Here is a 20351-nt window from a genome sequence, read left to right on the forward strand (position 1 = left end):
CCTTTTCGACGTACGGTGAGAGTCATGTCTTCCACGAGTACATACGAAATCCCCGTTGGCGACCTCACCTTCGACGTACTGATCTCGGGCCCGGACGACGGCATTCCGCTGGTAGCGCTGCACGGCTTCCCGGAGAGCGCCGCATCCTGGGGCAAGGTCACACCACTGCTCACCGCAGCGGGCTACCGCGTAATCGCACCGAATCAGCGCGGTTACTCCGCCGGCGCACGCCCCGAAGGGGTGGATGCCTACAAGATCGAGCACCTGGTAGCCGACGTCGTCGGATTGCTCGACGCGCTCGGCCTGTCCGACGCGCATCTTGTCGGTCACGACTGGGGTTCGGCGGTCGCCTGGCAGGTCGCCGGTCGCCATCCGAACCGGATCCGCAGTCTGACCGCGATCTCGGTCCCCCACCCCACCGCCTTCGGTTGGGCACTCCGCGAGGACGAGGACCAGAAGCAACGCTCGTCCTACATCGGACTTCTCCGACAGGAGGGAAAAGCCGAGGAAGTGTTGTCGGAGGACAACTTTCGCCGGCTGCGTGCCATGTTCGACGGCCAGATCGATCCTGAATTCGCCGACGAGCACATTCGTGTCCTGAGCGGGGAGGGCGCGCTGACCGGCGCCTTGAACTGGTACCGCGCGATGACCCGCGACTTCGGCGACATCGATCGCACCACTGTGCCGACTACGTACGTCTGGAGCACCGGCGACACAGCGCTCGGCCGCGCAGGCGCAGAACGCTGTGGTGAATTCGTGGACGCCCCCTACGAGTTCGTCGTGCTCGACGGCGGAAGTCACTGGATTCCGGAAGAGCGAGCCGAAGAGTTGGCCGAGGCGATCCTCGCACGTGCAGGATCCTGATCGCCGCGACGAATTCGGCTCTATGTATGTTGTCATACATAGAGCCGAATTGATTCCATCACCAGGAGTTCTGCGATGACCGAGACCGTTGCACCACCCCATCCTTTCGACGCTGCTGTCGGATTGACGCCACTCACCGCCGGCTTGTCGACCGGCGAGACCAATCCGGCGTACAACAACATGGTCGGGCCATTCGGCGGCGTCACCGCTGCCACGTTGCTCGAATCCGTACTGAAGCACCCCGAACGCCTCGGCGATCCGCTGTCGTTGACCGTCAACTTTGCCGGTCCGATCACCGAGGGCGCCTTCGAGATCTCCGCCCGGCCGGTGCGCACCAACCGCTCGACGCAGCACTGGTCCATCGAACTGTCTCAGGACGGAACCGTCGCCACTACCGCGACGGCAGTGTTCGGTACCAGGCGTGAAACCTGGTCGTCTACCGAGATCACGATGCCGGAAGTTCCGTCGGCCGAAGACGTTACGCTGCTGCCGTTCCCCGAGTTCATCGCCTGGGCACAGAACTACGAGATGCGCTTTGTCGAGGGTGCGATCCCCGACCTGGAGTCGGGCGAGCATCCCGACTCGACAACGACGCTCTGGGTGCGCGATCAACCGGCACGCGCTCTCGACTTCACGTCGCTGACCGCACTGTGCGATGTCTTCTTCCCACGAGTCTTCTTGCGCCGAGGCAAGATGGCTCTGGCTGGAACGGTCTCGATGACCATCTACTTCCACGCCGACGCTCAGACGCTGACCGAACAGGCAGACAATTCCGTCCTGGGAACGGCGCGGACCCAACGGTTCGGCAACGGGTACTTCGATCAGTCGGCCGAAATTTGGGGCAGTGACGGCGCATTGCTCGCTACGACACACCAGTTGGTCTACTTCAAGGATTGACGGGAAGCGCACTGTCCCCTTCCGGCGCCTTCACCATTGACAATGCGGCAAGACCGACGCCGAGAACCACCAGCAGTCCGATGATGCCGGCACGGTCTGCACCGAAGAGCCATGCGAACAGGCCGAACAGTGTCGGTGCCAAAAACGACACTGCTCGGCCTGTGGTCGCATACAGGCCGAACATCTGACCTTCACGCCCAGGCGGGGTGATGCGCGCCAGGAAGGTTCGTGCCGAAGACTGAGCGGGCCCGACGAAGAGGCAGAGCGCGAGACCGAAGATCCAGAACATCACCGGCCCCGACACCGCGATCAATATCGCGCCGACCACGATCATCGACGCCAGCGAGACGGTGATGACCTGTTTGGGTCCGATCCGATCGTCGAAACGTCCGGCCACCAATGCACCGATTGCGGAAATCACGTTGGCCGCAACACCGAACAACAGCACGTCGGCCGCACTGATTCCGTAGACGTTGACAGCCAGCACGGCTCCGAAGGTGAACACGCCCGCGAGACCGTCACGAAAGAGCGCGCTCGCGATCAGGTACCAGATCGTGCGCCTGTCGACGTTCCAGAGTTCGCGCAGATCGCGCCACAACACCGGATAGGAGTCGAGGAACCCGGCCTTGGACGCTCCCGGATCGACCGCGGGGCTGGGCAACTCGGGAACCTTGAAGAACACCGGAATCGCGAAGACCGCGAACCACACTGCAGCCAGCAGTGCCACCATCCGGATGTTCATGCCGCCGTCGGTGGTCAATCCGAGGAATCCCCGAGTGTCGCCGTCGCCGACGATGAACCCGAAATAGCACAGCAACAGCAGCACGATTCCGCCGAAATATCCCATGGCCCAGCCGAAGCCGGAGACTCTACCCAGATTCTCCGGTGTCGACACCTGCCGCATCATGGCGTTGTAGGGAACGCCGGCAAGCTCGAAGATCACCGAACCGATTGCGAGCAGAACCAATCCGAGCCACAGATAGCGGTAGTTGTCTTCGACGAAGTAGAGGCCCGCCATCGAGAGCACGGTGATGCCGGTCAGTATCGCGAGCGAGAGTTTACGTTTACCCGACGCATCGAAACGTTGTCCGGTGATCGGAGCGAGAATCGCGATGAAGAAGCCGGCGATTCCGAGTGCCCAGCTGAGCCACGTAGTTGCCGAAATCGTGCCGGGAAGGTCGTCACCGACCGCGTCGGTGAGATAGACCGAGAAGACGAACGTGAGGATCACTGCGTTGAATGCGGCCGATCCCCAATCCCACAGCCCCCATGCGAACACTTGACTCTTCGTGGCCGCACCGCCGATGCCTGCGGGTGGCTCGGCCTGCGTGCTCGTGGACTCGGCGCTCATACGGCGAAGCCTAACTGCGCGCGGGCGACTCGGCGCCTCTCTCCGAAGTCGACATACAAGACGTTCTATGCACCCGAGTTAGTACGCACTTAGTTGCATACGCACCTGAGTGCATAGATACTTTTTCCATGGCACTCGAACATGCGTTGCTCGTCTCCCTGTCCGAACAGGATGCGTCGGGATACGACCTCACACGCCGGTTCGACAAGTCGATCGGCTTCTTCCACAGCGCGACGCACCAGCAGATCTACCGAGTCCTCAAGCGAATGGACGAGGCAGGCTGGGTGGAGGTGGAAGCCATCGCGCAGGACGGCCGACCGGACAAGAAGATGTACCGCGTCAGCGATGCCGGCCGCGCCGAACTGACCCGATGGATCGCAGAGCCGTCCGAACCGAACCACCTGCGCAACGAGTTGGCCATCAAGATCAGGGCCGCTGCGCACGCCGATCTCCCCGCTCTACGACGCGAAGTCGCTCGCCACCGCGACGGCCACGCCGCCCGCCTCGACGTCTACCGACTCATCGAAAAGCGTGACTTCCCCAATCCAGCAGCGCTTTCCGGCTCTTCACTGCACCAGTACCTCGTACTTCGCGGCGGCATCCGCGTCGAAGAAGGATTCACCGACTGGTGCCAGGAAGTCCTGGACGCATTGCCCACTGGCGAGTACGCCATCGAAGACACCGGCGAGTACGCCACCGAAGACACTGGCGAGCCCGCCACCGAAGACACTGGCGAGTACGCCACGGAAGGACATCTTCAGTCATGACGGATACACAGTTCCCCCGCCTGCTCGAACCGCTCGACCTCGGATTCACGACGCTGAAGAACCGCGTCGTCATGGGATCGATCCACACCGGCCTCGAAGATCGCGCGAAGGACACCGACCGCTTGGCCGAGTACTTCGCCGAACGTGCTCGTGGCGGTGTCGGCTTGATCATCACCGGCGGCTACGCGCCCAACCGCACCGGTTGGCTCTTGCCCTTCGGTGCCAAGCTGACCAACCGCATCGAAGCGCGCCGTCACCGCCGGATCACCAAGGCGGTTCACGACACGGGCGGAAAGATCGCCATGCAGATCCTGCACGCCGGCCGCTACAGCTACCAGCCGTTCAGTGTCTCCGCGTCGTCGATCAAGGCGCCCATCAATCCGTTCCGTCCGCGCAAGCTGACCGGCCGTGGGGTGCGTTGGCAGATCCGGAACTATGTTCGCTGCGCGCGTCTGGCCAAGTCCGCGGGTTACGACGGCGTCGAAATCATGGGCGGTGAGGGCTACTTCATCAACCAGTTCCTCTGCGAGCGCACGAACAAGCGCACCGACCAGTGGGGCGGCAGTTCCGAGAACCGTCGACGCATGGCAGTCGAAATCGTGCGACGCACACGCAAGGCCGTCGGCCCGAACTTCATCATCGTGTTCCGGTTGTCGATGGCAGACCTGGTCGAGGGCGGTCAGACCTGGGATGAAATCGTCTCATTGGCAAAGGAAGTCGAAGCTGCCGGCGCCACGATCATCAACACCGACATCGGATGGCACGAGTCACGGGTGCCCACCATCGTCACCTCGGTTCCCCGAGCAGCCTTCGTGGACATCACGAGCAAGCTCGAGAAGCACGTCGACATTCCGGTAGCCGCCTCGAATCGGATCAACATGCCCGAGACTGCCGAAGAGATCCTCAACCGCGGTGACGCGCAGTTGATTTCGATGGCCAGGCCGATGCTCGCCGATCCCGACTGGGTGAACAAGGCAGAACGCGGAGCGTCCGACGAGATCAACACGTGCATTGCCTGCAACCAAGCCTGCCTCGACCACGCCTTCGTTCACAAGCAGGTCTCCTGCCTGCTCAATCCGCGCGCGGGCCGTGAGACCACGTTGATCCTCTCCCCCACCCGGCGGACCAAGAACCTCGCCGTCGTCGGCGCCGGTCCTGCCGGACTTTCCGCAGCACTCAATCTTGCTCAGCGTGGTCATTCGGTCACGTTGTTCGAGGCCTCGGACAAGATCGGCGGACAGTTCGGGATCGCACAGCTCATTCCGGGTAAGGAAGAGTTCGCCGAGACCATTCGCTACTACACCCGCATGCTGGACGTGGCCGGAGTGACAGTCAAGCTCGAAACCCGCGTCGCACCAGCAGATCTCATCGGATCCTTCGACGAAGTGGTGGTTGCCACCGGCGTGACGCCGCGCGTTCCCAAGATCCCCGGCATCGAGAACTCGAAGGTGCTGACCTACGCCGAGGTCGTCCGAGAGGGCAAGCCCGTCGGCAAGTCCGTCGCCGTCATCGGTGCCGGCGGCATCGGCGTCGACGTGAGCGAATTCCTCACGCACCCCACTTCCCCCACTCTTCATCTCAAGGAGTGGAAGCAGGAATGGGGCGTCACCGAACCCGAAATGGCCCCGGGCGCTCTCACCACTCCGGTACCAGAGCTCTCCGAGCGGGAGGTCTACCTCCTCCAACGCAAGTCAGGACGCATCGGCGCCGGCCTCGCGAAGACCACCGGCTGGGTCCACCGGGCGGCCCTCAAGAACAAGGGCGTCCACGAGCTCTCGGGCGTCAACTACGAGCGCATCGACGACGCCGGCCTGCACATCACCTTCGGTGAGAAGCACGAGAAGCCCCGACTTCTCGAGGTCGACACCATCGTCATCTGCGCCGGGCAGGAGTCGGTTCGCGATCTAGTGGACGAACTGACCGTCGCGGGCGTGGTGACCCACATTATCGGCGGCGCGGATGTCGCTGGAGAACTCGACGCCAAGCGTGCCATCGAACAGGGCACACGACTGGCCGCGAAGATCTGACCGGCTACGCTGACTGATCGTGAGCCTGCCGACACCCACAACCACAGCCCGCGCCGTAGTGACCGGCGCCTCCTCCGGCATCGGAGAGGCACTGGCCGCTGATCTGGCATCACGCGGACACTCCCTGATCCTCGTTGCCCGTCGTGGCGAGGTCATGGAGGTCCTCGCCGAGAAGCTTCGCGCCGCGCACGGCGTCGAGGTGGAGGTCCGTGCATCGGACCTCTCCGACAGCGCGGCGCGTGCCGTTCTGGTCGAGGAACTCGGTGGCCGCGACATCAGCATCCTGTGCAACAACGCCGGTATCGCCACCTTCGGGCCGATCGCCGAGCTGGACCCGGCCTACGAGCGCGACCAGGTCGAGCTCAACGCCGTTGCAGTGCACGATCTCACGCTGGCCGTGCTGCCCGGCATGCTCGCGCGCAAGTCCGGAGCCATCCTGATGGTCGGGTCCGCGGCCGGCAACATGCCGATCCCCAACAACGCGACGTACGCAGCCACCAAGGCGTTCGTGAACACCTTCGCGGAATCGTTGCGAGGTGAACTCAAGGGCACCGGAGTGAACGTCACCCTGCTCGCGCCAGGCCCCGTTCGCACCGAAACCCCGGACCCGGCCGAAGCATCGATCGTCGACAAGCTCGTCCCGGACTTCTTCTGGATCTCGAGCGAGTACACCGCCAAGGTCTCGCTCGACGGCCTGGCCGAGAACAAGATGCGCGTCGTACCGGGCATCTTGAGCAAGGCGATGTCCGTCGCGGGCGGTTACAGCCCGCGTGCCGTCGTTGCGCCGATCGTGGGCACGTTCTACAAGAAGCTCGGCGGCTGATTCACTCAAACTTCTCCGAGCAGGCCATAGCAGACCGTACAGTCGGTTAATGGCGATGCGAAGAACACTGACAGTCGGGGCAATCCTTCTTTTGACCGGAGGGTTGCCCTTACTGCTGCCCACGGCAGCGAATGCATGTTCGTGCGCATCATCGGCTACCCCGGAAGAAGCCGTGAGCGTCTCCAGCACCGTTTTCCTCGGGACTCCGACGGAGAAAACTTCGGACGGGTTCGAGGACACCTACCTGTTCGACGTCAGCCGGGTCTACAAAGGCGATCTGGCATCGGTGACGTCGGTGGGGACACTCGCGAACGGGAACGGTTGTGGCACAAGCTACGTGCTCGGCACCGAGCAGCTGATGTTCGTTTCTGCGCCGTACGACGTCGACGCCGAGCACGAGGGGCACAGCTGCGGGCCGGCTACCGAAACCGGGTTCGACATCCAAGCGGCGGTCGAGTCCGTGTACGGCGCCGGTTACGCCCCGAGTGCCGGCGGAACTCCGTCCGTTGGTGTGTCCGCCGACCGATCGACGGTCATCGGCGGAGGCGCCGCGGTGGCATTGCTCGCGGTGCTCGGTTGGTTCGGATGGAGGCGGCGACGGGCACAGTGAGTCCACGGGCATAGTGCCGAGGCCGTCAGGGCCGCGTCAACCTCGTTCGGCGGCGCGTCAAGTAAGCGTCAAGATCCGCCCCACCGGTGATCTTCGGGAGTAGATCTGAAGGTAGCCCGCAACACGGCGGGTCACCTTCAGGAGATCGACGTGACGCTACTCGAAATCTTCCCCTCCCTACGCGGCGCAATGACACCGCGTATGGATCCTGCGTTGTGGCCCATCAGTACTCGCCACGACCACAGCGGGCGTGTCTGCATCGGCGACGTCTCCCTCGAAGAGATCGCGGACCAGTACGGCACACCGACGTACGTCGTCGACGAGGCGGACGTGCGGCACCGCTGCCGCACGTATCGAGAGATCTTCCCCGACTCGGAGATCGTGTACGCCGGCAAGGCACTGATGATTCGAGCGATGGCTACCTGGGTCTCCGACGAGGGACTCGGGGTGGATGCCTGTTCCGCCGGTGAACTCGCCGTCGCGCTTGCCGCGGGCGTGGACCCCAACCGAATCATCCTGCACGGCAATGCCAAATCGGTTTCCGAACTGAGGGCGGCGGTCAACGCGGGTGTCGGCCGGATCGTCCTCGACTCCCCCAGCGAAGCGGTACGGCTCGCGTCGGTGTGCACCCACCGACAGAAGGTGTTGGTCAGAGTCACACCCGGCATCGACATACACGGACACAAGGCAGTGTCCACGGGCATCGTGGACCAAAAGTTCGGCCTACCAGCGTTTTCCGAAGAACTGGAACATACGGTATCCGTCGTCGCCAACGCGACGCACCTGCAGCTCATCGGCCTGCATTGCCATCTCGGCTCCCAGATCACCGATCCCGAACTCTTCCGCCCCGCGATCGAGACGATGATCGCACAGATGGACGACATACGACGCTCGCATCGAATCATCCTCACCGAACTCGATCTCGGCGGTGGCCATGGGATCGCCTACGTGCCGGGAGATGCCCAATTGGATCTGACCCGCCTCGCTCACGTCATCGACGAAACTCTCGACGACGCGTGCACCCGAAACCGCTTCCCTCGCCCCGAAATCGTGCTCGAGCCTGGCCGAGCGATCGCTGCGCGGGCCGGAGTCACGCTCTATCGCGTACAGAACATCAAGTCGATCAGCGGGGGACGAACCTTCGTCTCCGTCGACGGCGGGATGAGCGACAACCCTCGGGTGTCGTTGTACGACAGCCACTACGACGTCGAACTGGTGAACCGACATTCGCGCGCACCGCTCCAGGAAGTAACCGTCGCCGGGCGACACTGCGAATCGGGCGACGAAATTGCCGTCGGAGCAAGGCTTCCCGCCGACCTACATGAAGGTGACCTGTTGGCAGTGCCGTGTACGGGCGCATACCACCACAGCATGGCCTCCACCTACAACAGCGTCGGCCGGCCGCCGGTCGTCGCCGTGCTGGGCGGGATTGCGCGGCCGTTGATCAGGCGCGAATCGATCGACGACCTGCTGGCCCGCGAGGTCGGCATCTGACCTCGCGGGCGCCTGAGCCTCAGCGCCTGCGGCGACTACCGGTGCCGAAGATGTTTCGCGAAATCTCGCGTCCCGCAGCCGAAGCCGCCGAGCGCAGGAAACTCTTGACAGCCGAGTTGCCCAAGATCTGCTCGGCGATGTTGGGGCCCTCCGGCTCGGCCGGCGGCGGTGGCGGCAGATCGGGCAGCGACGGAAGATCCAGGGACTGATCCGCTGTCGGAGCACCGGCCACCTTGGCCGTCAGCTTCTCGTACGCCGACTCGCGGTCGATGGTCTGGCCGTACTTCTGATTCAGCGGACTCGACGACGCTGCCGCCTTGATCGCGTCGTTGCCGATGGTGTCCATCAGCGACCTCGGCGGACGAATCTTGGTCCAGGCCACCGGCGTCGGCGCACCTTTTTCCGAGAGTACGGTCACGATGGCTTCACCGATGCCGAGTGAAGTCAGTGCCTTTTCCAGGTCGTAGTGCTCGGTTTTCGGGTACGTGCGGACGGTCTTGTTGAGGGCTTTCTGATCGTCGGGCGTGAAGGCACGCAGGGCGTGCTGAACCCGCGCACCCAACTGTGACAGCACCGAATTCGGAATGTCGGTCGGAAGTTGCGTGCAGAAGAACACGCCGACGCCCTTGGAACGAATGAGCTTGACCGTCTGTTCCACCTGCTGCAGGAAGGCCTTCGACGCGTCCGCGAACAGAAGGTGCGCCTCGTCGAAGATGAACACGAGCTTCGGCTTGTCCAGATCTCCCTCTTCGGGCAGCGTCTGGAACAGGTCCGCGAGCACCCACATCAGGAAGGTGGAGAACATTGCCGGGCGCGCCGCCTGGGCACCGAGTTCGAACAGCGTGATCACACCGGCACCGCCGACGACACGCAGCAGATCCTCGGTTTCGAGTTCCGGTTCACCGAAGAAGGTGTCACCACCATCTGCTTCGAGGTTGACCAACGCGCGCAGAATCACTCCCGCCGTCGCGGAGGAAACTCCGCCGATACCCTTCAGATCCGCTTTGCCCTCAGCGCTCGTCAGGTGCGCGATGACCGAACGCAGATCCTTGAGGTCCAGCAGGGCGAGGCCCTGAGTGTCGGCCCAGTGGAAGATCAGCCCTAGAGTCGACTCCTGGGTCTCGTTGAGGCCCAACACTTTACTGAGCAGGATCGGCCCGAAACTGGTGATGGTCGCGCGCACCGGGATACCGATTCCGTCAGTACCCAACGACAAGAACTCGACTGGCATCCCGGCGGGAGTCCACGAATCGTCGCCCGTCTCGACTGCGCGAGACTTCATCTTCTCGCTCGGATCCCCCGCCTTCGACAGACCCGAGAGATCGCCCTTGACGTCGGCCATCACAACCGGCACACCCGCGGCGGACAGCTGCTCGGCGATGCCCTGCAACGTCTTGGTCTTGCCGGTACCCGTCGCACCGGCGATCAGACCGTGACGGTTGATCGTCGCCAACGGAATCCGCACCCGCGCGGTGGGATCTGCAACTCCGTCGATCACCACCGAGCCGAGCTCGAGTGCCCGCCCCTCGGATGAATAGCCCGCCGCGATTTCAGCGGCAGCACCCGAGGGCACCTGAGCAGCGGGGGTGGCTCCGGCCGATGCTTCGGCCTCGGCGGCAGCCGCTTCCTTCTCTGCTTCCTCAGCTGCTGCAGCGGCTTCAGCTGCAATCCGAGCGGCTTCGGCAGCGGCAGCCTTGGCAGCTTTCGCCTTCTCCGCCGGCGTCAGCGGCGCTGCTCCGTCCTTCGGATCCACGGTCATCGAAAAGCCCTCCTCGTTGCAATGCGGCGAAGTTCTTGTCATCACCCGAACGCCGTCTCACACACGTCGAGTTTCCACCGCAGACCTTATCCCGCTCCCGCGCGCACTACTGTGTTCCTGGTGCAGGACAAATTGGTATGGATCGATTGTGAAATGACCGGGCTGCGACTCGAGTCGGACAAACTCATCGAGATTGCGGCTCTGGTGACCGACAGCGACTTGAACATCTTGGGCGAAGGTGTGGACATCGTCATCCACGCCGACGACGACGCGTTGGCTGCAATGCCCGACGTCGTGAAGAAGATGCACGCAAAGTCGGGACTGACCGAAGAGGTTCGTAAGTCGACGGTCACCCTCGCCGAGGCGGAGAAAGAGGTGCTCGCGTACATCCGCAAGCACGTTCCCGTCTCCGGCACGGCTCCCTTGGCAGGCAATTCAATCGCCACCGACCGCGGATTCATCTCACGGGACATGACGGCACTGGACACATACCTGCACTACCGGATGATCGACGTCAGCTCCATCAAGGAACTCTCCCGCCGCTGGTACCCGCGAATCTACTTCGGCCAGCCCGAAAAAGGTCTCGCCCACCGGGCGCTCGCCGACATCAAGGAATCCATCCGCGAACTCAAGTACTACCGCGGCACTGCATTCGTCGCGGCGCCCGGACCGTCGAGCGCGGAGATCGCAGCCGTCGTAGAGGGCTTGGGTCCCGCCTGACCTGCCGATTGGCTTCCTGACCGACTTTCGCGCTAGTATCTCTTTCGTCAAAGCAGCCGGGTCAAACCGGTGGCCGAGGCAATGGTGGGCGTAGTTCAGTTGGTAGAGCACCAGGTTGTGATCCTGGCTGTCGCGGGTTCGAGTCCCGTCGCTCACCCAAGCGGAACCCCCGAGAATGTCGGAAGACATTTTCGGGGGTTCTTTTGGTTTGTGCGCCAGCCCCAATCTCCCCTTCCACAGCCGGGTGAACGTATCGCTCCCCTTCTCTGACAGGGGCAGCGATACGTTCACCCGAAGTGGGTGGGGTGGCGACCGCGACAAATCGCGCGCTCCCGAGCAACCCGTGCCCGAGCTGAGCGAACGTACCTCTCGTCGCTTCAGATAGACCGAAAGCCACTTTCGCTCACATCGGGGTAGCTGGAATTCGCCGCAAATAGCCCCAGCCGTCGATCACTCGGGCGACGGTTGCGGCTCCCAGACACCTGCGACGGTCCCCTCGCGAACATGTCGCTCGTACGCCGAAACCTTGTCGTGGATGACGTTCAGGTTTTCCTGCATCGCAGCGATCCTGGATCGAATCAACTCCTCATGCGACTGCAAAAGTGAAAGCCGCTCCTTCTCGTTTCCTGGACCTGACCTGACGAGAGCGGCGAATTCGCGGATCGTGGCGATCGGCATACCCGAGTCTCGGAAGCGATTACACAGCTTCAACCAAGAGACATCGCTTTCGGAGTACACCCGACGCCCACCTGCCGAGCGCGCCACCTCGTGAACGAGCAATTCCTCACGTTCGAAGTATCGAAGGGAATCGATACTGATTCCGGTCTGGACAGCGACGTCACCGATTGACAGTTCGCGCATTGCCTGGCGACCTTTCCTTGACCTGGAGTGCACTCCAGATTTTACGGTCGCAGTCATGAATTCCATCCAGCGCAAAATCAACACCGGATTCTCCCGAGTCTCCACTGCCGACGACGTACTTGCCGGACAAGATTTAACGGGCACTACGGTTTTGGTCACTGGCGGGTACTCCGGACTCGGATATGAGGTTTCGCAGTCACTTTCTTCGGTCGGGGCGCGAGTTGTAGTTCTTGCCCGCCGACCAGAACAGGCACGGAGCGCGGTGGCCGACCTTCCGGGTATCGAAGTGCGAGCGTGCGACCTGTCGGACCCGAGCAGTGTCAGATCGTGTGCGCGAGAAATTCTCGAATCCCGGATCACTCCGGACATCATCATCTGCAATGCGGGGATCATGGCCTGCCCGGAACTCCGTGTCGGCTCCGGATGGGAATCACAATTCGCGATCAATCACCTCGGGCACTTTGTACTGGTGAACCTGCTTGTGCCAGCCATGCCCGCAAACGGTTCTCGCGTAGTCGCTGTCTCGTCGGCGGGACATTTTCTGTCGGGAGTGCGTTGGAATGACATAAATTTCCGCAACGGTTACGACCGCTGGCTTGCGTACGGTCAAGCCAAGACTGCAAATGCTCTATTCGCTGTACAGCTGGCGAGCTCCGGCGCTTCACGCGGTATCAGTGCGTTCTCCGTCCATCCCGGGAGCATCCTCACTCCCCTTCAACGTCACTTCTCTGCATCGGAGAAACACGATCTCGGATGGACGACGTCGAATGGCGACGCCGTGCCGGGGTTCAAGACTCCCTCCCAGGGCGCCGCTACAACGGTGTGGGCAGCGACGGCACCGATACTCGCCGATCACTCCGGCGCGTACCTCCAGGACTGCAACATCGCGGACGTCGCGCAGACTGATGACATGAGCGTCGGCGGAGTGAAACCTTGGGCTACCGATCCCGCCGACGCACGCAGATTGTGGGCACTGTCCGCTGAGATGACCGGAGTGGACGCGTTCGGTCGACGCTGACACCGAGCGAACGTACCTCCCGTCGCCTCAGATAGACCGAGAGGCACTTTCGCTCACAAAAGGTGTGCAGATGCAGAATGCCCCCAACCGGACGGTCGGGGGCATTCTGGCGTTCAGCGCTTCAGGGACGAACTCAGACGTCCGCGTTGCCGGTCTTCCAGACGCTCCAGGGGATGTTCCAGTCACCGAGGCCGTCGGTGCCGGAGAGAGTGCCGCCGACGGTGTTCTTGACGACGACGATGTCCCCACGCTTGGTGTTGTCGTAGACCCACTTGGCGTTGGACGGGCTCAGGTTGAGGCAGCCGTGACTGGTGTTGGAGTAGCCCTGCTGCCCGACCGACCACGGCGCCGAGTGGAAGAAGATACCGCTGTAGGACATTCGGGTCGCCCAGTCGACGGGGGTCTTGTAACCCTGCGCCGAGGTGACCGGGACGCCGTACGTGGACGAGTCCATGATCATGTTCGCGAAGCGGTCACCGATGATGTAGACGCCGTTGTCGGTAGGAGTGCTGTCCTTGCCCATGGAGGTGGGCATGGTCATGACAGTCTCACCGTTGACCTGGAAAGTGACCTGCTTGGTGTTGTCGTCCGCCGTGGCGATGACGGCATCACCGATGGTGAAGGAACTCTTCGCGTCTTCCTGCCCGAAGACTCCCTTGCCGAGATTGCGCCCGTACACGTTGACGCTCACGTCGACCTTGGTGCCCGGTGCCCAGTAGTTCTCCGGACGCCAACGGACCTCACGATTGTTGACCCAGTAGAACGCACCTTCGACGGCCGGAGTCGTGGTGACGGTGATCGCAGCTTCGGCAGCCTTGCGATCGGGGATGTTCTCGTCGAACTGCACCGCGATGGGCTGACCGATGCCGACCACGTCACCCTCGTTGGGCAAGACATACGGCTTGGTGACGTTGCCGGGTGCGCTGGTGGTGAAGGACGTGACCGTCGTACTTGCGCCACCCAATCCGAATGCGCGGGCCTCGATTTTGTACTTGCGGTTGTAGCCGAGTGGCTCGGTGGTGGTCCACGACGCACCGTCGGCAGCAATCGCGCCGGCAACTGCCTTGCCGTCCTGATTGACCATCGTCACGTCGGACAGAGCGCCGTCAGCGACGTTGATCTTGACCGGGTCGCCCGGCGAGAAGCCGACAGCGCCGTCGGCAGCGGTCGAGGTGAGCTTCGGCTTGATGAGTTCGGTGAGCGGATTGGAATCGATCGGCGCCGACCCTTCGGTACTGACGTCCTTGCCGCCCGACGTGCACGCGGTCATCAGAACGAGAGCACCGAGAGACGCCGCGATCATCGCCGCGCCCTTCGACGCTCGACCGTTCCCCCCGCGCACGGACAGACCCCACCTTTGACGACTCATCGTTCGACTCCGCTTCACAATTTCTCCGACTAACTTCCGCGTCACATGCGAATCCCACTTACCGGAAGGCAAGTGGGACTTGCGGTATGACTGCGCTGCACCAATGATGCCAGGCGCGCTCGTTACCAACGGTCATGAAAGGCCACGCCGTCAGTAACGTTCAAGTATCAATCGCTCCGAACCGTCCGTTTTGTTACCGCTTTCAGCTGATTTCCTCCGATCGGACTACAGCGGTGACGCCTCCACCTGGCGATTTGCTCCCGAACCGGCGATTCGGCTAATGTTCTGTCTCGCAAGAGCGAGCGCCTATAGCTCAGTTGGTAGAGCAAGTGACTCTTAATCACTGGGTCCGGGGTTCGAGTCCCTGTGGGCGCACTTGCAAAGGTCCCCACCTTCTTCGGAAGGTGGGGATTTTTCTTTGTGTCGTGGTGAACAGGTTGTGGTGAATAGACTTCACAGTTATCGGAACCACGGCCTGGAGGATTGATGACCGAGCGCGAAACCACACCGGGCAGCGAGCTGGCATTTGCCGGTGTGGCGGGTCAGGCCGCTCTGATCCGGTCCGGAGAAATATCGGCCCGCGAGCTCACCGAGAACACACTTCGCCGTATCGAACGCCTCGATTCGACGCTCAATGCTTTTGTGCGAGTTCTCGCAGACGAAGCGCTCGACGAAGCGACACGTCTCGATCAGCGCCAGGCCGACGGCCACAGCCTGGGCCCACTGCACGGAGTTCCGATCGCGATCAAAGACGAGAACGACGTCGCCGGAACGCCGACGACGTACGGCGGTGCGGCGGCAACCCGCATCGCCTCTGCTGACTCGGAGGTCGTCCGGCGGTTGCGCGACGCCGGCGCGGTGATCGTCGGCAAGACGACGATGCCCGAGTTCGGCATCTGGCCCTTCACGGAGACTGCTGCAAACGGCTACACCAGAAACCCTTGGGACACCGGCGTATCCACGGGCGGATCGAGCGGAGGATCTGCGTCGGCCGTCGCGTCAGGCATGGTCGCAGCGGCAATCGGTGGCGACGGCGGCGGTTCCATCCGACTGCCTTCGGCGTTCTGCGGGTTGTTCGGACTCAAACCGCAGCGCGGTCGGGTGAGCACCGCGCCGAACCGAAACCTCTGGCGCGGACTCGGCACGCTCGGCCCCCTCACTCGTTCCGTCGAGGACAGCGCGCTCGTGTACGACGTGATCACCGGTACCACCGGGACCGACGACTACACAGCCGAAACGCTCCGCACCAGCTTTGCCGAGTCAGCCGCGTCGGCGCCCGGGCCGCTTCGCATTGCAGTGTCCACCCGGAGTCCGGTCCGGGGCGTCCGCCCGTCCCGGGAGGTCGTTGCCGCGGTGCATTCGATCGCAGAGATGTTGAGCGCGTTGGGACATCACGTCGAAGAGCACGATCCCGAGTACCCGGACGCAACTGCAGCGTTTCTCCCGCAGGTACTCGGCGGCGTCCGCGACGAAGCACTGCGCGTCGATCATCCAGCGTTACTCGAGAAGCGCACACGAGCACTCGCGTCGATCGGCCGGATAGCCGCTCCCGCGCGCGTCGGGAAACTCGCTTACCGCAAAGGTGAGCGAATCGCAGCGACGGTCAACCAGGTCTTCGACACCTTCGACCTGGTCCTGATGCCGACCACGCCCGCGCTGCCACGCCCGATCGGACAACTCGAAGGAACCGGCCTTCTGTCAGCAGTCCGCAAGGCGTTGCCGATCGCCGCCTACTGTTCGATCTGGAATGTCTGCGGCAACCCGGCGGCCGCTGTGCCCGCCGGGTTCTCCGAACGCGGACTCCCCCTGAGCGTCCAACTGGTCGGGCGCAGCGGTGGTGAACCGACGATTCTCGCCGTCGCACAGCAGTTGGAAAGCACCCTCCGCTGGCCGGATTCGCACCCTCCACACTCGTGAATTCCGGAAGCGATGTAACCGTCGTCACCACGATGAACACGCGTTTTGCAAACTCCTGAGCCTGTCGGCTAATGTTCTGTCTCGCAAGAGCGAGCGCCTATAGCTCAGTTGGTAGAGCAAGTGACTCTTAATCACTGGGTCCGGGGTTCGAGTCCCTGTGGGCGCACTTGCAAGAAGGCCCCCACCTCACCAGGTGGGGGCCTTCTTCATGTTCTGTCTTCGACAACTCGGGTCAGCGAATGATCTTCCGGACCACGAGTAGTCCCACCACTGAACCGACTGCGATCAGCGCGTACTTCACTGCCGGCTCGTTGAGCTTGGCGAGCACCGTCTTCTTGGTGTTCTCGACCAGCCGCTTCGGGTTGGTGCGGACCGTCAGTTCGTCGAGTGTGCTCGCGAGCTGGTTACGCGCCTTCTCGATCTCGCGTTCGATGCTCTCGGTGTCCCTGGGCACGTGTCCTCCAACTTGTCTGTGTTCTGCTGCTCTGTGTGCGGGTCTGCTGTGCGGACGCAGCGCGCCGACACTTCGCTCTACCGTAGAGGAGCAGAATGCCCTCGCGCCCACCTGCCGCGCAATTTCTCGACTAACCTCGATTCCCGTGACCGAGAACAGTAGATTGTCCGCCGGCGACGTCGCGCCGGATTTCACGCTCCCAGACGCCGATGGCAACGAGGTTTCCCTTCACGATTACCGCGGCCGCAAGGTCATCGTGTACTTCTACCCGGCGGCCAGCACCCCGGGGTGCACCAAGCAGGCCTGCGACTTCCGTGACAGCCTCGCCGAGCTGAACGGTGCCGGCCTCGAAGTCATCGGAATCTCGCCGGACAAGCCCGCAAAACTCGCGAAGTTCCGCGATACCGAAGAGTTGACCTTCCCGCTGCTCTCCGATCCCGAGAAGGCGACGCTCGAAGCCTGGGGCGCGTTCGGTGAGAAGAAGATGTACGGCAAGACCGTCCAGGGCGTTATCCGCTCGACGTTCCTCGTCGACGAGGAAGGCAAGATCGAGGTGGCCCAGTACAACGTCAGGGCCACCGGTCACGTCGCCAAGCTACGACGCGATCTGTCGGTCTAACTCCCGTACCGGCTCAAGAACAGAGCCTCCGCGAAAGCGAGATTCTCGATCTCCGACGGGTCGACGCTTTCGTCGGGCGCATGAATGCGGCATTGCGGTTCCTCGACGCCGATCAACGCGATCTCCGCGTCGGGGAACTGCTCGGCCAGTGCACTGCACAGCGGTATCGATCCCCCTTGGCCGGCAAATCCGACTTCGCGGCCGTAGGCATCGGTGAGCGCGGACTTCAGCTGCGCGAAACCTGCACCCTCCGTCGAGGACGAGAACGGCGATCCCGTCGATTCCGGAACGACCTCGATGTGGACGCCCCACGGCGCCGCCGCGCGGAGGTGGTCCGTCAACAACTTCTGTGCCTGCGCCGGATCCGTGCCAGGCGGGACACGAAGATTCAGGCGCGCCGACGCGCGGGGCGTGATCGCCGCCGCCGAACCCACGACCGGCGGGCAGTCGATACCCAGGATGGTCAGCGCCGGACGAGCCCACACCTGCTCGGCGACCGAACCGGAACCAGTCAGCTGCACCCCTTCGAGCACCCCGGCGTCGGAGCGGAACTGATCGCCGTCATAACTGACACCCGCCCATTCCTGGTCGTTGGTCAAGCCTTCGACAGTGGTGTTTCCGGCGCTGTCGTGCAGCGTCGAGAGTATGTGCACCAGCGCGGTGATCGCATCGGGCGCCGGTCCACCGAAGACACCGGAGTGAATCTCACCCTCGAGCGTCGACACGTGGACCACAACGTTCGCGATCCCGCGCAATGACGTCGTGATCGTCGGCTCCCCGACTTCGGTGTTGCCGGTATCAGCGATCAGGATCATGTCGGCTGCAAAAAGTTCGGGCCGCTCTCGCACCAGATCCTCGAGACCGCCAGTGCCCATCTCCTCGGATCCTTCGGCGACGAGCGTCAGGTGGACGCTCGGATCCACACCGGCTGCGGCGAGCGCTCGCAGAGCTGTCAGATGCATGACGACGTTGCCCTTGCAGTCGGAAGCGCCCCGTCCGTACCACCGTCCGTCGCGCTCGGTGAGCGTGAAAGGCGGGGAGCCCCAGAGCTCTTCGCTTCCGGGCGGCTGAACGTCGTAGTGGCAGTACAGCAGAACGGTCGGAGCACCGCCCGGGCCTGGTCGACGCCCGACAACCGCGGCCGAACCGTCGGAGGTCTCGATCGCCTCGATATCGGCGAAACCCTGAGACCGGAATGCCTCCAGGACCCAATGCGCAGCGGCCGCGCATTCTTCCGGCGGGTACTGCCGTGCATCGGCGACGGACTTCATCGCCACAAGTGCACTCAGATCCTCACGGGCACGCGGCATGAGTTCACCTACCGCGGTTCGCAGTTCTTCCGTCATCGTCTCCCTCTCCTCGGCATCGAATCTCGGTGTGCCCGAAGAATCTCAGTCTGCCCGAATCGGACGTAGGCAGGCGCCAGGATCGCCGTTGCGCCACACCGCGCAGCAACCTCTTCGGCTACTGGACAGTTGGTCACCTAGTATCGAGGTGTGGCAACAGCATCGGGACTCGTGTGCGCGCACCTGCGCGGTGCGTTTCGACCGATCACGACCGCCGAAGTAGGTGGCCGATGACACCGGATAATGCACAAGTCCCAAATTCGACAGAAAACACCGATAGCCTGGAAGACGTGCAGCCCACGACTCGTCACCGCGCGCGGCGACGAGTCGACCCAGCACTGGAGAATCCCCAGAGCCTCGAAGAACCGCAGGAACTGCTGCCGCGCAAGCGTCCGACGCAAGAGCGCAGCCAGCGTAAATTCGACGCACTCCTGGCTGCGTCACGGGAACTCCTCACCGATGTCGGTTTCGAATCGTTCACCTGTGAAGAAGTCGCGGCACGTGCTGACGTCCCGATTGGGACGCTTTACCAGTTCTTCGCGAACAAGTACGTCATCGTGTGCGAATTGAACCGCCAGGACCTCGTCGGGGTCCAGCACGAGCTTGCTCAGTTCGGCGGCGAAGTACCCTCGCTCGACTGGTTGCGGTTCCTGAACAGTTTCGTCGATCACATGGCCGGGCTGTGGACGTCTGATCCGTCGCGCCGCGAGGTCTGGCTGGCGATGCAGTCGACGCCGTCCACGCGGGCAACCGGAGTCATTCACGAAAAGCAGTTCGCCGAGACCGTAGCGAAAATGCTCGGCCCGTTGACGCCTCGTACGCGGCGAGATCGTCGCCTGATGATGGCGGAAGTTCTTGTCCACGTGGTGTATTCGATGCTCAATTTCTCGGTTCAGGACGGTCAGTCGCATGCCGACGCCGTCGCCGAACTGAAAAGGTTGATGATCGCGTATCTCCTCGTCGCCGAGAAGGAATCCCGCACGAAGGACTAGTCGAACGACAAAGAGCCGGTCTCCCCTTGGGAGACCGGCTCTTTCGTGTCCGGCAGTGCTACTCCGGGTCGGATTCGATGACCGCGAAAGCGCCCGCCATGTCCCCGTCGTGCGTGAGCGAAATATGAATCTTCACTCCGGTCAGGTGTTTGGCCACGTCACCGCGAAGCCGGATGCCGGGGCGCCCCCAGGCGTCCGAGACGACCTCGATCTGATTGTGGATCATTTCCCCCAGCACCGGTGGGCCGGCGAAGAGAGCAGTTGACCATGCCTTGATCACTGCTTCCTTCGCAGCCCACCGGGCGGCGAAATGTCGTGCCGGTTCGGAGCTCCGGGTAGCGGCGTCTCGACGCTCGCCCGGTGTGAAGTTGTCGAGCATTGCCGTTCCCGGCCTGTTCAATTGCTCGGCGAACTCCGACACCGTCACGAGGTCGAAACCGATACCCAGAACTCCCATACCGTG

18 protein-coding genes, 3 tRNA genes and 1 pseudogene are annotated in these 20351 nt (G+C 62.8%); 15 read left to right on the forward strand and 7 right to left on the reverse strand.

Translation table 11 applies throughout. The features are described from left to right. Positions 1-24: 24 nt before the first annotated feature. Positions 25-864, forward strand: coding sequence for an alpha/beta hydrolase (locus G9U53_RS15505; RefSeq protein WP_003945355.1), 840 nt, complete (start codon positions 25-27; stop codon positions 862-864). Between the two features lie 75 nt (positions 865-939). After that, the gene (locus tag G9U53_RS15510) at positions 940-1761 is read left to right on the forward strand and encodes a thioesterase family protein (protein WP_165638870.1); all 822 of its coding nucleotides are present in this window, start codon (positions 940-942) and stop codon (positions 1759-1761) included. Here the strand turns inward: G9U53_RS15510 and G9U53_RS15515 are convergent. Beyond that, on the reverse strand, positions 1751-3112 hold the full coding sequence (locus G9U53_RS15515) for an MFS transporter (RefSeq protein WP_165638871.1): 1362 nt from the start codon (positions 3110-3112) through the stop codon (positions 1751-1753). The genes G9U53_RS15510 and G9U53_RS15515 overlap by 11 nt on opposite strands. 128 nt (positions 3113-3240) lie before the next feature. On the opposite strand from G9U53_RS15515, the pseudogene G9U53_RS15520 reads away from it, so the two are divergent. From G9U53_RS15520 to lysA, 5 genes and pseudogenes are all read left to right on the forward strand, one after another. Continuing rightward, positions 3241-3765, forward strand: a pseudogene (locus G9U53_RS15520) (PadR family transcriptional regulator); the annotation flags it as partial. A gap of 110 nt (positions 3766-3875) precedes the next feature. Next, complete coding sequence (locus G9U53_RS15525) at positions 3876-5906, forward strand: NADPH-dependent 2,4-dienoyl-CoA reductase (RefSeq protein ID WP_099698701.1); 2031 nt, start codon at positions 3876-3878, stop codon at positions 5904-5906. Between the two features lie 19 nt (positions 5907-5925). After that, positions 5926-6729 carry a mycolate reductase gene (gene cmrA, locus G9U53_RS15530; RefSeq protein WP_019749133.1) on the forward strand — a complete coding sequence of 268 codons (804 nt, stop codon included), beginning with the start codon at positions 5926-5928 and terminating at the stop codon, positions 6727-6729. Between the two features lie 172 nt (positions 6730-6901). Further along, positions 6902-7339, forward strand: coding sequence for a hypothetical protein (locus G9U53_RS15535; protein ID WP_063316250.1), 438 nt, complete (start codon positions 6902-6904; stop codon positions 7337-7339). 150 nt (positions 7340-7489) lie between these two features. After that, positions 7490-8833: a diaminopimelate decarboxylase gene (gene lysA / locus G9U53_RS15540; protein ID WP_165638872.1), complete on the forward strand. Its 1344-nt coding sequence runs from the start codon at positions 7490-7492 to the stop codon at positions 8831-8833. Between the two features lie 19 nt (positions 8834-8852). On the opposite strand, the gene G9U53_RS15545 is transcribed toward lysA, so the two are convergent. After that, entirely contained in the window at positions 8853-10592 is a 1740-nt protein-coding gene (locus G9U53_RS15545; protein WP_007733320.1) for a helicase HerA-like domain-containing protein, read from the reverse strand. A gap of 120 nt (positions 10593-10712) precedes the next feature. Between G9U53_RS15545 and orn the strand changes: the two genes are divergently transcribed. Further along, a complete protein-coding gene (gene orn / locus G9U53_RS15550; protein ID WP_076948676.1) occupies positions 10713-11312 on the forward strand; it encodes an oligoribonuclease in 600 nt (199 codons plus the stop codon). A gap of 84 nt (positions 11313-11396) precedes the next feature. After that, positions 11397-11469: transfer RNA gene (locus G9U53_RS15555), tRNA-His, on the forward strand. A 293-nt stretch (positions 11470-11762) separates the two neighbouring features. On the opposite strand, the gene G9U53_RS15560 is transcribed toward G9U53_RS15555, so the two are convergent. Then, positions 11763-12173: a MerR family transcriptional regulator gene (locus tag G9U53_RS15560; protein WP_064074826.1), complete on the reverse strand. Its 411-nt coding sequence runs from the start codon at positions 12171-12173 to the stop codon at positions 11763-11765. Positions 12174-12228: 55 nt separating this feature from the next. Here G9U53_RS15560 and G9U53_RS15565 point away from each other — a divergent pair, with 55 nt between their 5' ends. Next, complete coding sequence (locus tag G9U53_RS15565) at positions 12229-13191, forward strand: oxidoreductase (protein WP_165638873.1); 963 nt, start codon at positions 12229-12231, stop codon at positions 13189-13191. Positions 13192-13324: 133 nt separating this feature from the next. Here the strand turns inward: G9U53_RS15565 and G9U53_RS15570 are convergent, their stop codons facing one another. Then, entirely contained in the window at positions 13325-14560 is a 1236-nt protein-coding gene (locus G9U53_RS15570; RefSeq protein ID WP_050656803.1) for an Ig-like domain-containing protein, read from the reverse strand. Positions 14561-14862: 302 nt separating this feature from the next. Here G9U53_RS15570 and G9U53_RS15575 point away from each other — a divergent pair. The 3 genes from G9U53_RS15575 to G9U53_RS15585 all read left to right on the forward strand — a co-directional run bounded on the left by G9U53_RS15575 (position 14863) and on the right by G9U53_RS15585 (position 16643). Continuing rightward, positions 14863-14935, forward strand: a tRNA-Lys gene (locus G9U53_RS15575). Positions 14936-15046: 111 nt separating this feature from the next. After that, on the forward strand, positions 15047-16477 hold the full coding sequence (locus tag G9U53_RS15580; RefSeq protein ID WP_165638874.1) for an amidase: 1431 nt from the start codon (positions 15047-15049) through the stop codon (positions 16475-16477). Between the two features lie 93 nt (positions 16478-16570). Further along, positions 16571-16643 (forward strand) — tRNA-Lys (locus tag G9U53_RS15585). 66 nt (positions 16644-16709) lie between these two features. Here the strand turns inward: G9U53_RS15585 and G9U53_RS15590 are convergent. Further along, on the reverse strand, positions 16710-16931 hold the full coding sequence (locus tag G9U53_RS15590) for a DUF3618 domain-containing protein (RefSeq protein ID WP_003945299.1): 222 nt from the start codon (positions 16929-16931) through the stop codon (positions 16710-16712). A gap of 145 nt (positions 16932-17076) precedes the next feature. Here G9U53_RS15590 and bcp point away from each other — a divergent pair, with 145 nt between their 5' ends. Beyond that, on the forward strand, positions 17077-17550 hold the full coding sequence (gene bcp, locus G9U53_RS15595; RefSeq protein ID WP_007733290.1) for a thioredoxin-dependent thiol peroxidase: 474 nt from the start codon (positions 17077-17079) through the stop codon (positions 17548-17550). Here bcp and G9U53_RS15600 read toward each other — a convergent pair. Then, positions 17547-18896, reverse strand: a complete 1350-nt coding sequence (locus G9U53_RS15600; RefSeq protein ID WP_054827001.1) for a dipeptidase — start codon at positions 18894-18896, stop codon at positions 17547-17549. The two genes, bcp and G9U53_RS15600, sit on opposite strands and share 4 nt — an antisense overlap. A gap of 290 nt (positions 18897-19186) precedes the next feature. On the opposite strand from G9U53_RS15600, the gene G9U53_RS15605 reads away from it, so the two are divergent. Then, positions 19187-19888: a TetR family transcriptional regulator gene (locus G9U53_RS15605; protein ID WP_003945379.1), complete on the forward strand. Its 702-nt coding sequence runs from the start codon at positions 19187-19189 to the stop codon at positions 19886-19888. A gap of 58 nt (positions 19889-19946) precedes the next feature. Here the strand turns inward: G9U53_RS15605 and G9U53_RS15610 are convergent, their stop codons facing one another. After that, positions 19947-20345, reverse strand: a complete 399-nt coding sequence (locus G9U53_RS15610) for a holo-ACP synthase (RefSeq protein ID WP_003945362.1) — start codon at positions 20343-20345, stop codon at positions 19947-19949. Positions 20346-20351 lie beyond the last annotated feature (6 nt).

The sequence above is a fragment of the Rhodococcus sp. D-46 genome (assembly GCF_011290655.1).
Classification (GTDB): Bacteria; Actinomycetota; Actinomycetes; order Mycobacteriales; family Mycobacteriaceae; genus Rhodococcus_F; species Rhodococcus_F qingshengii.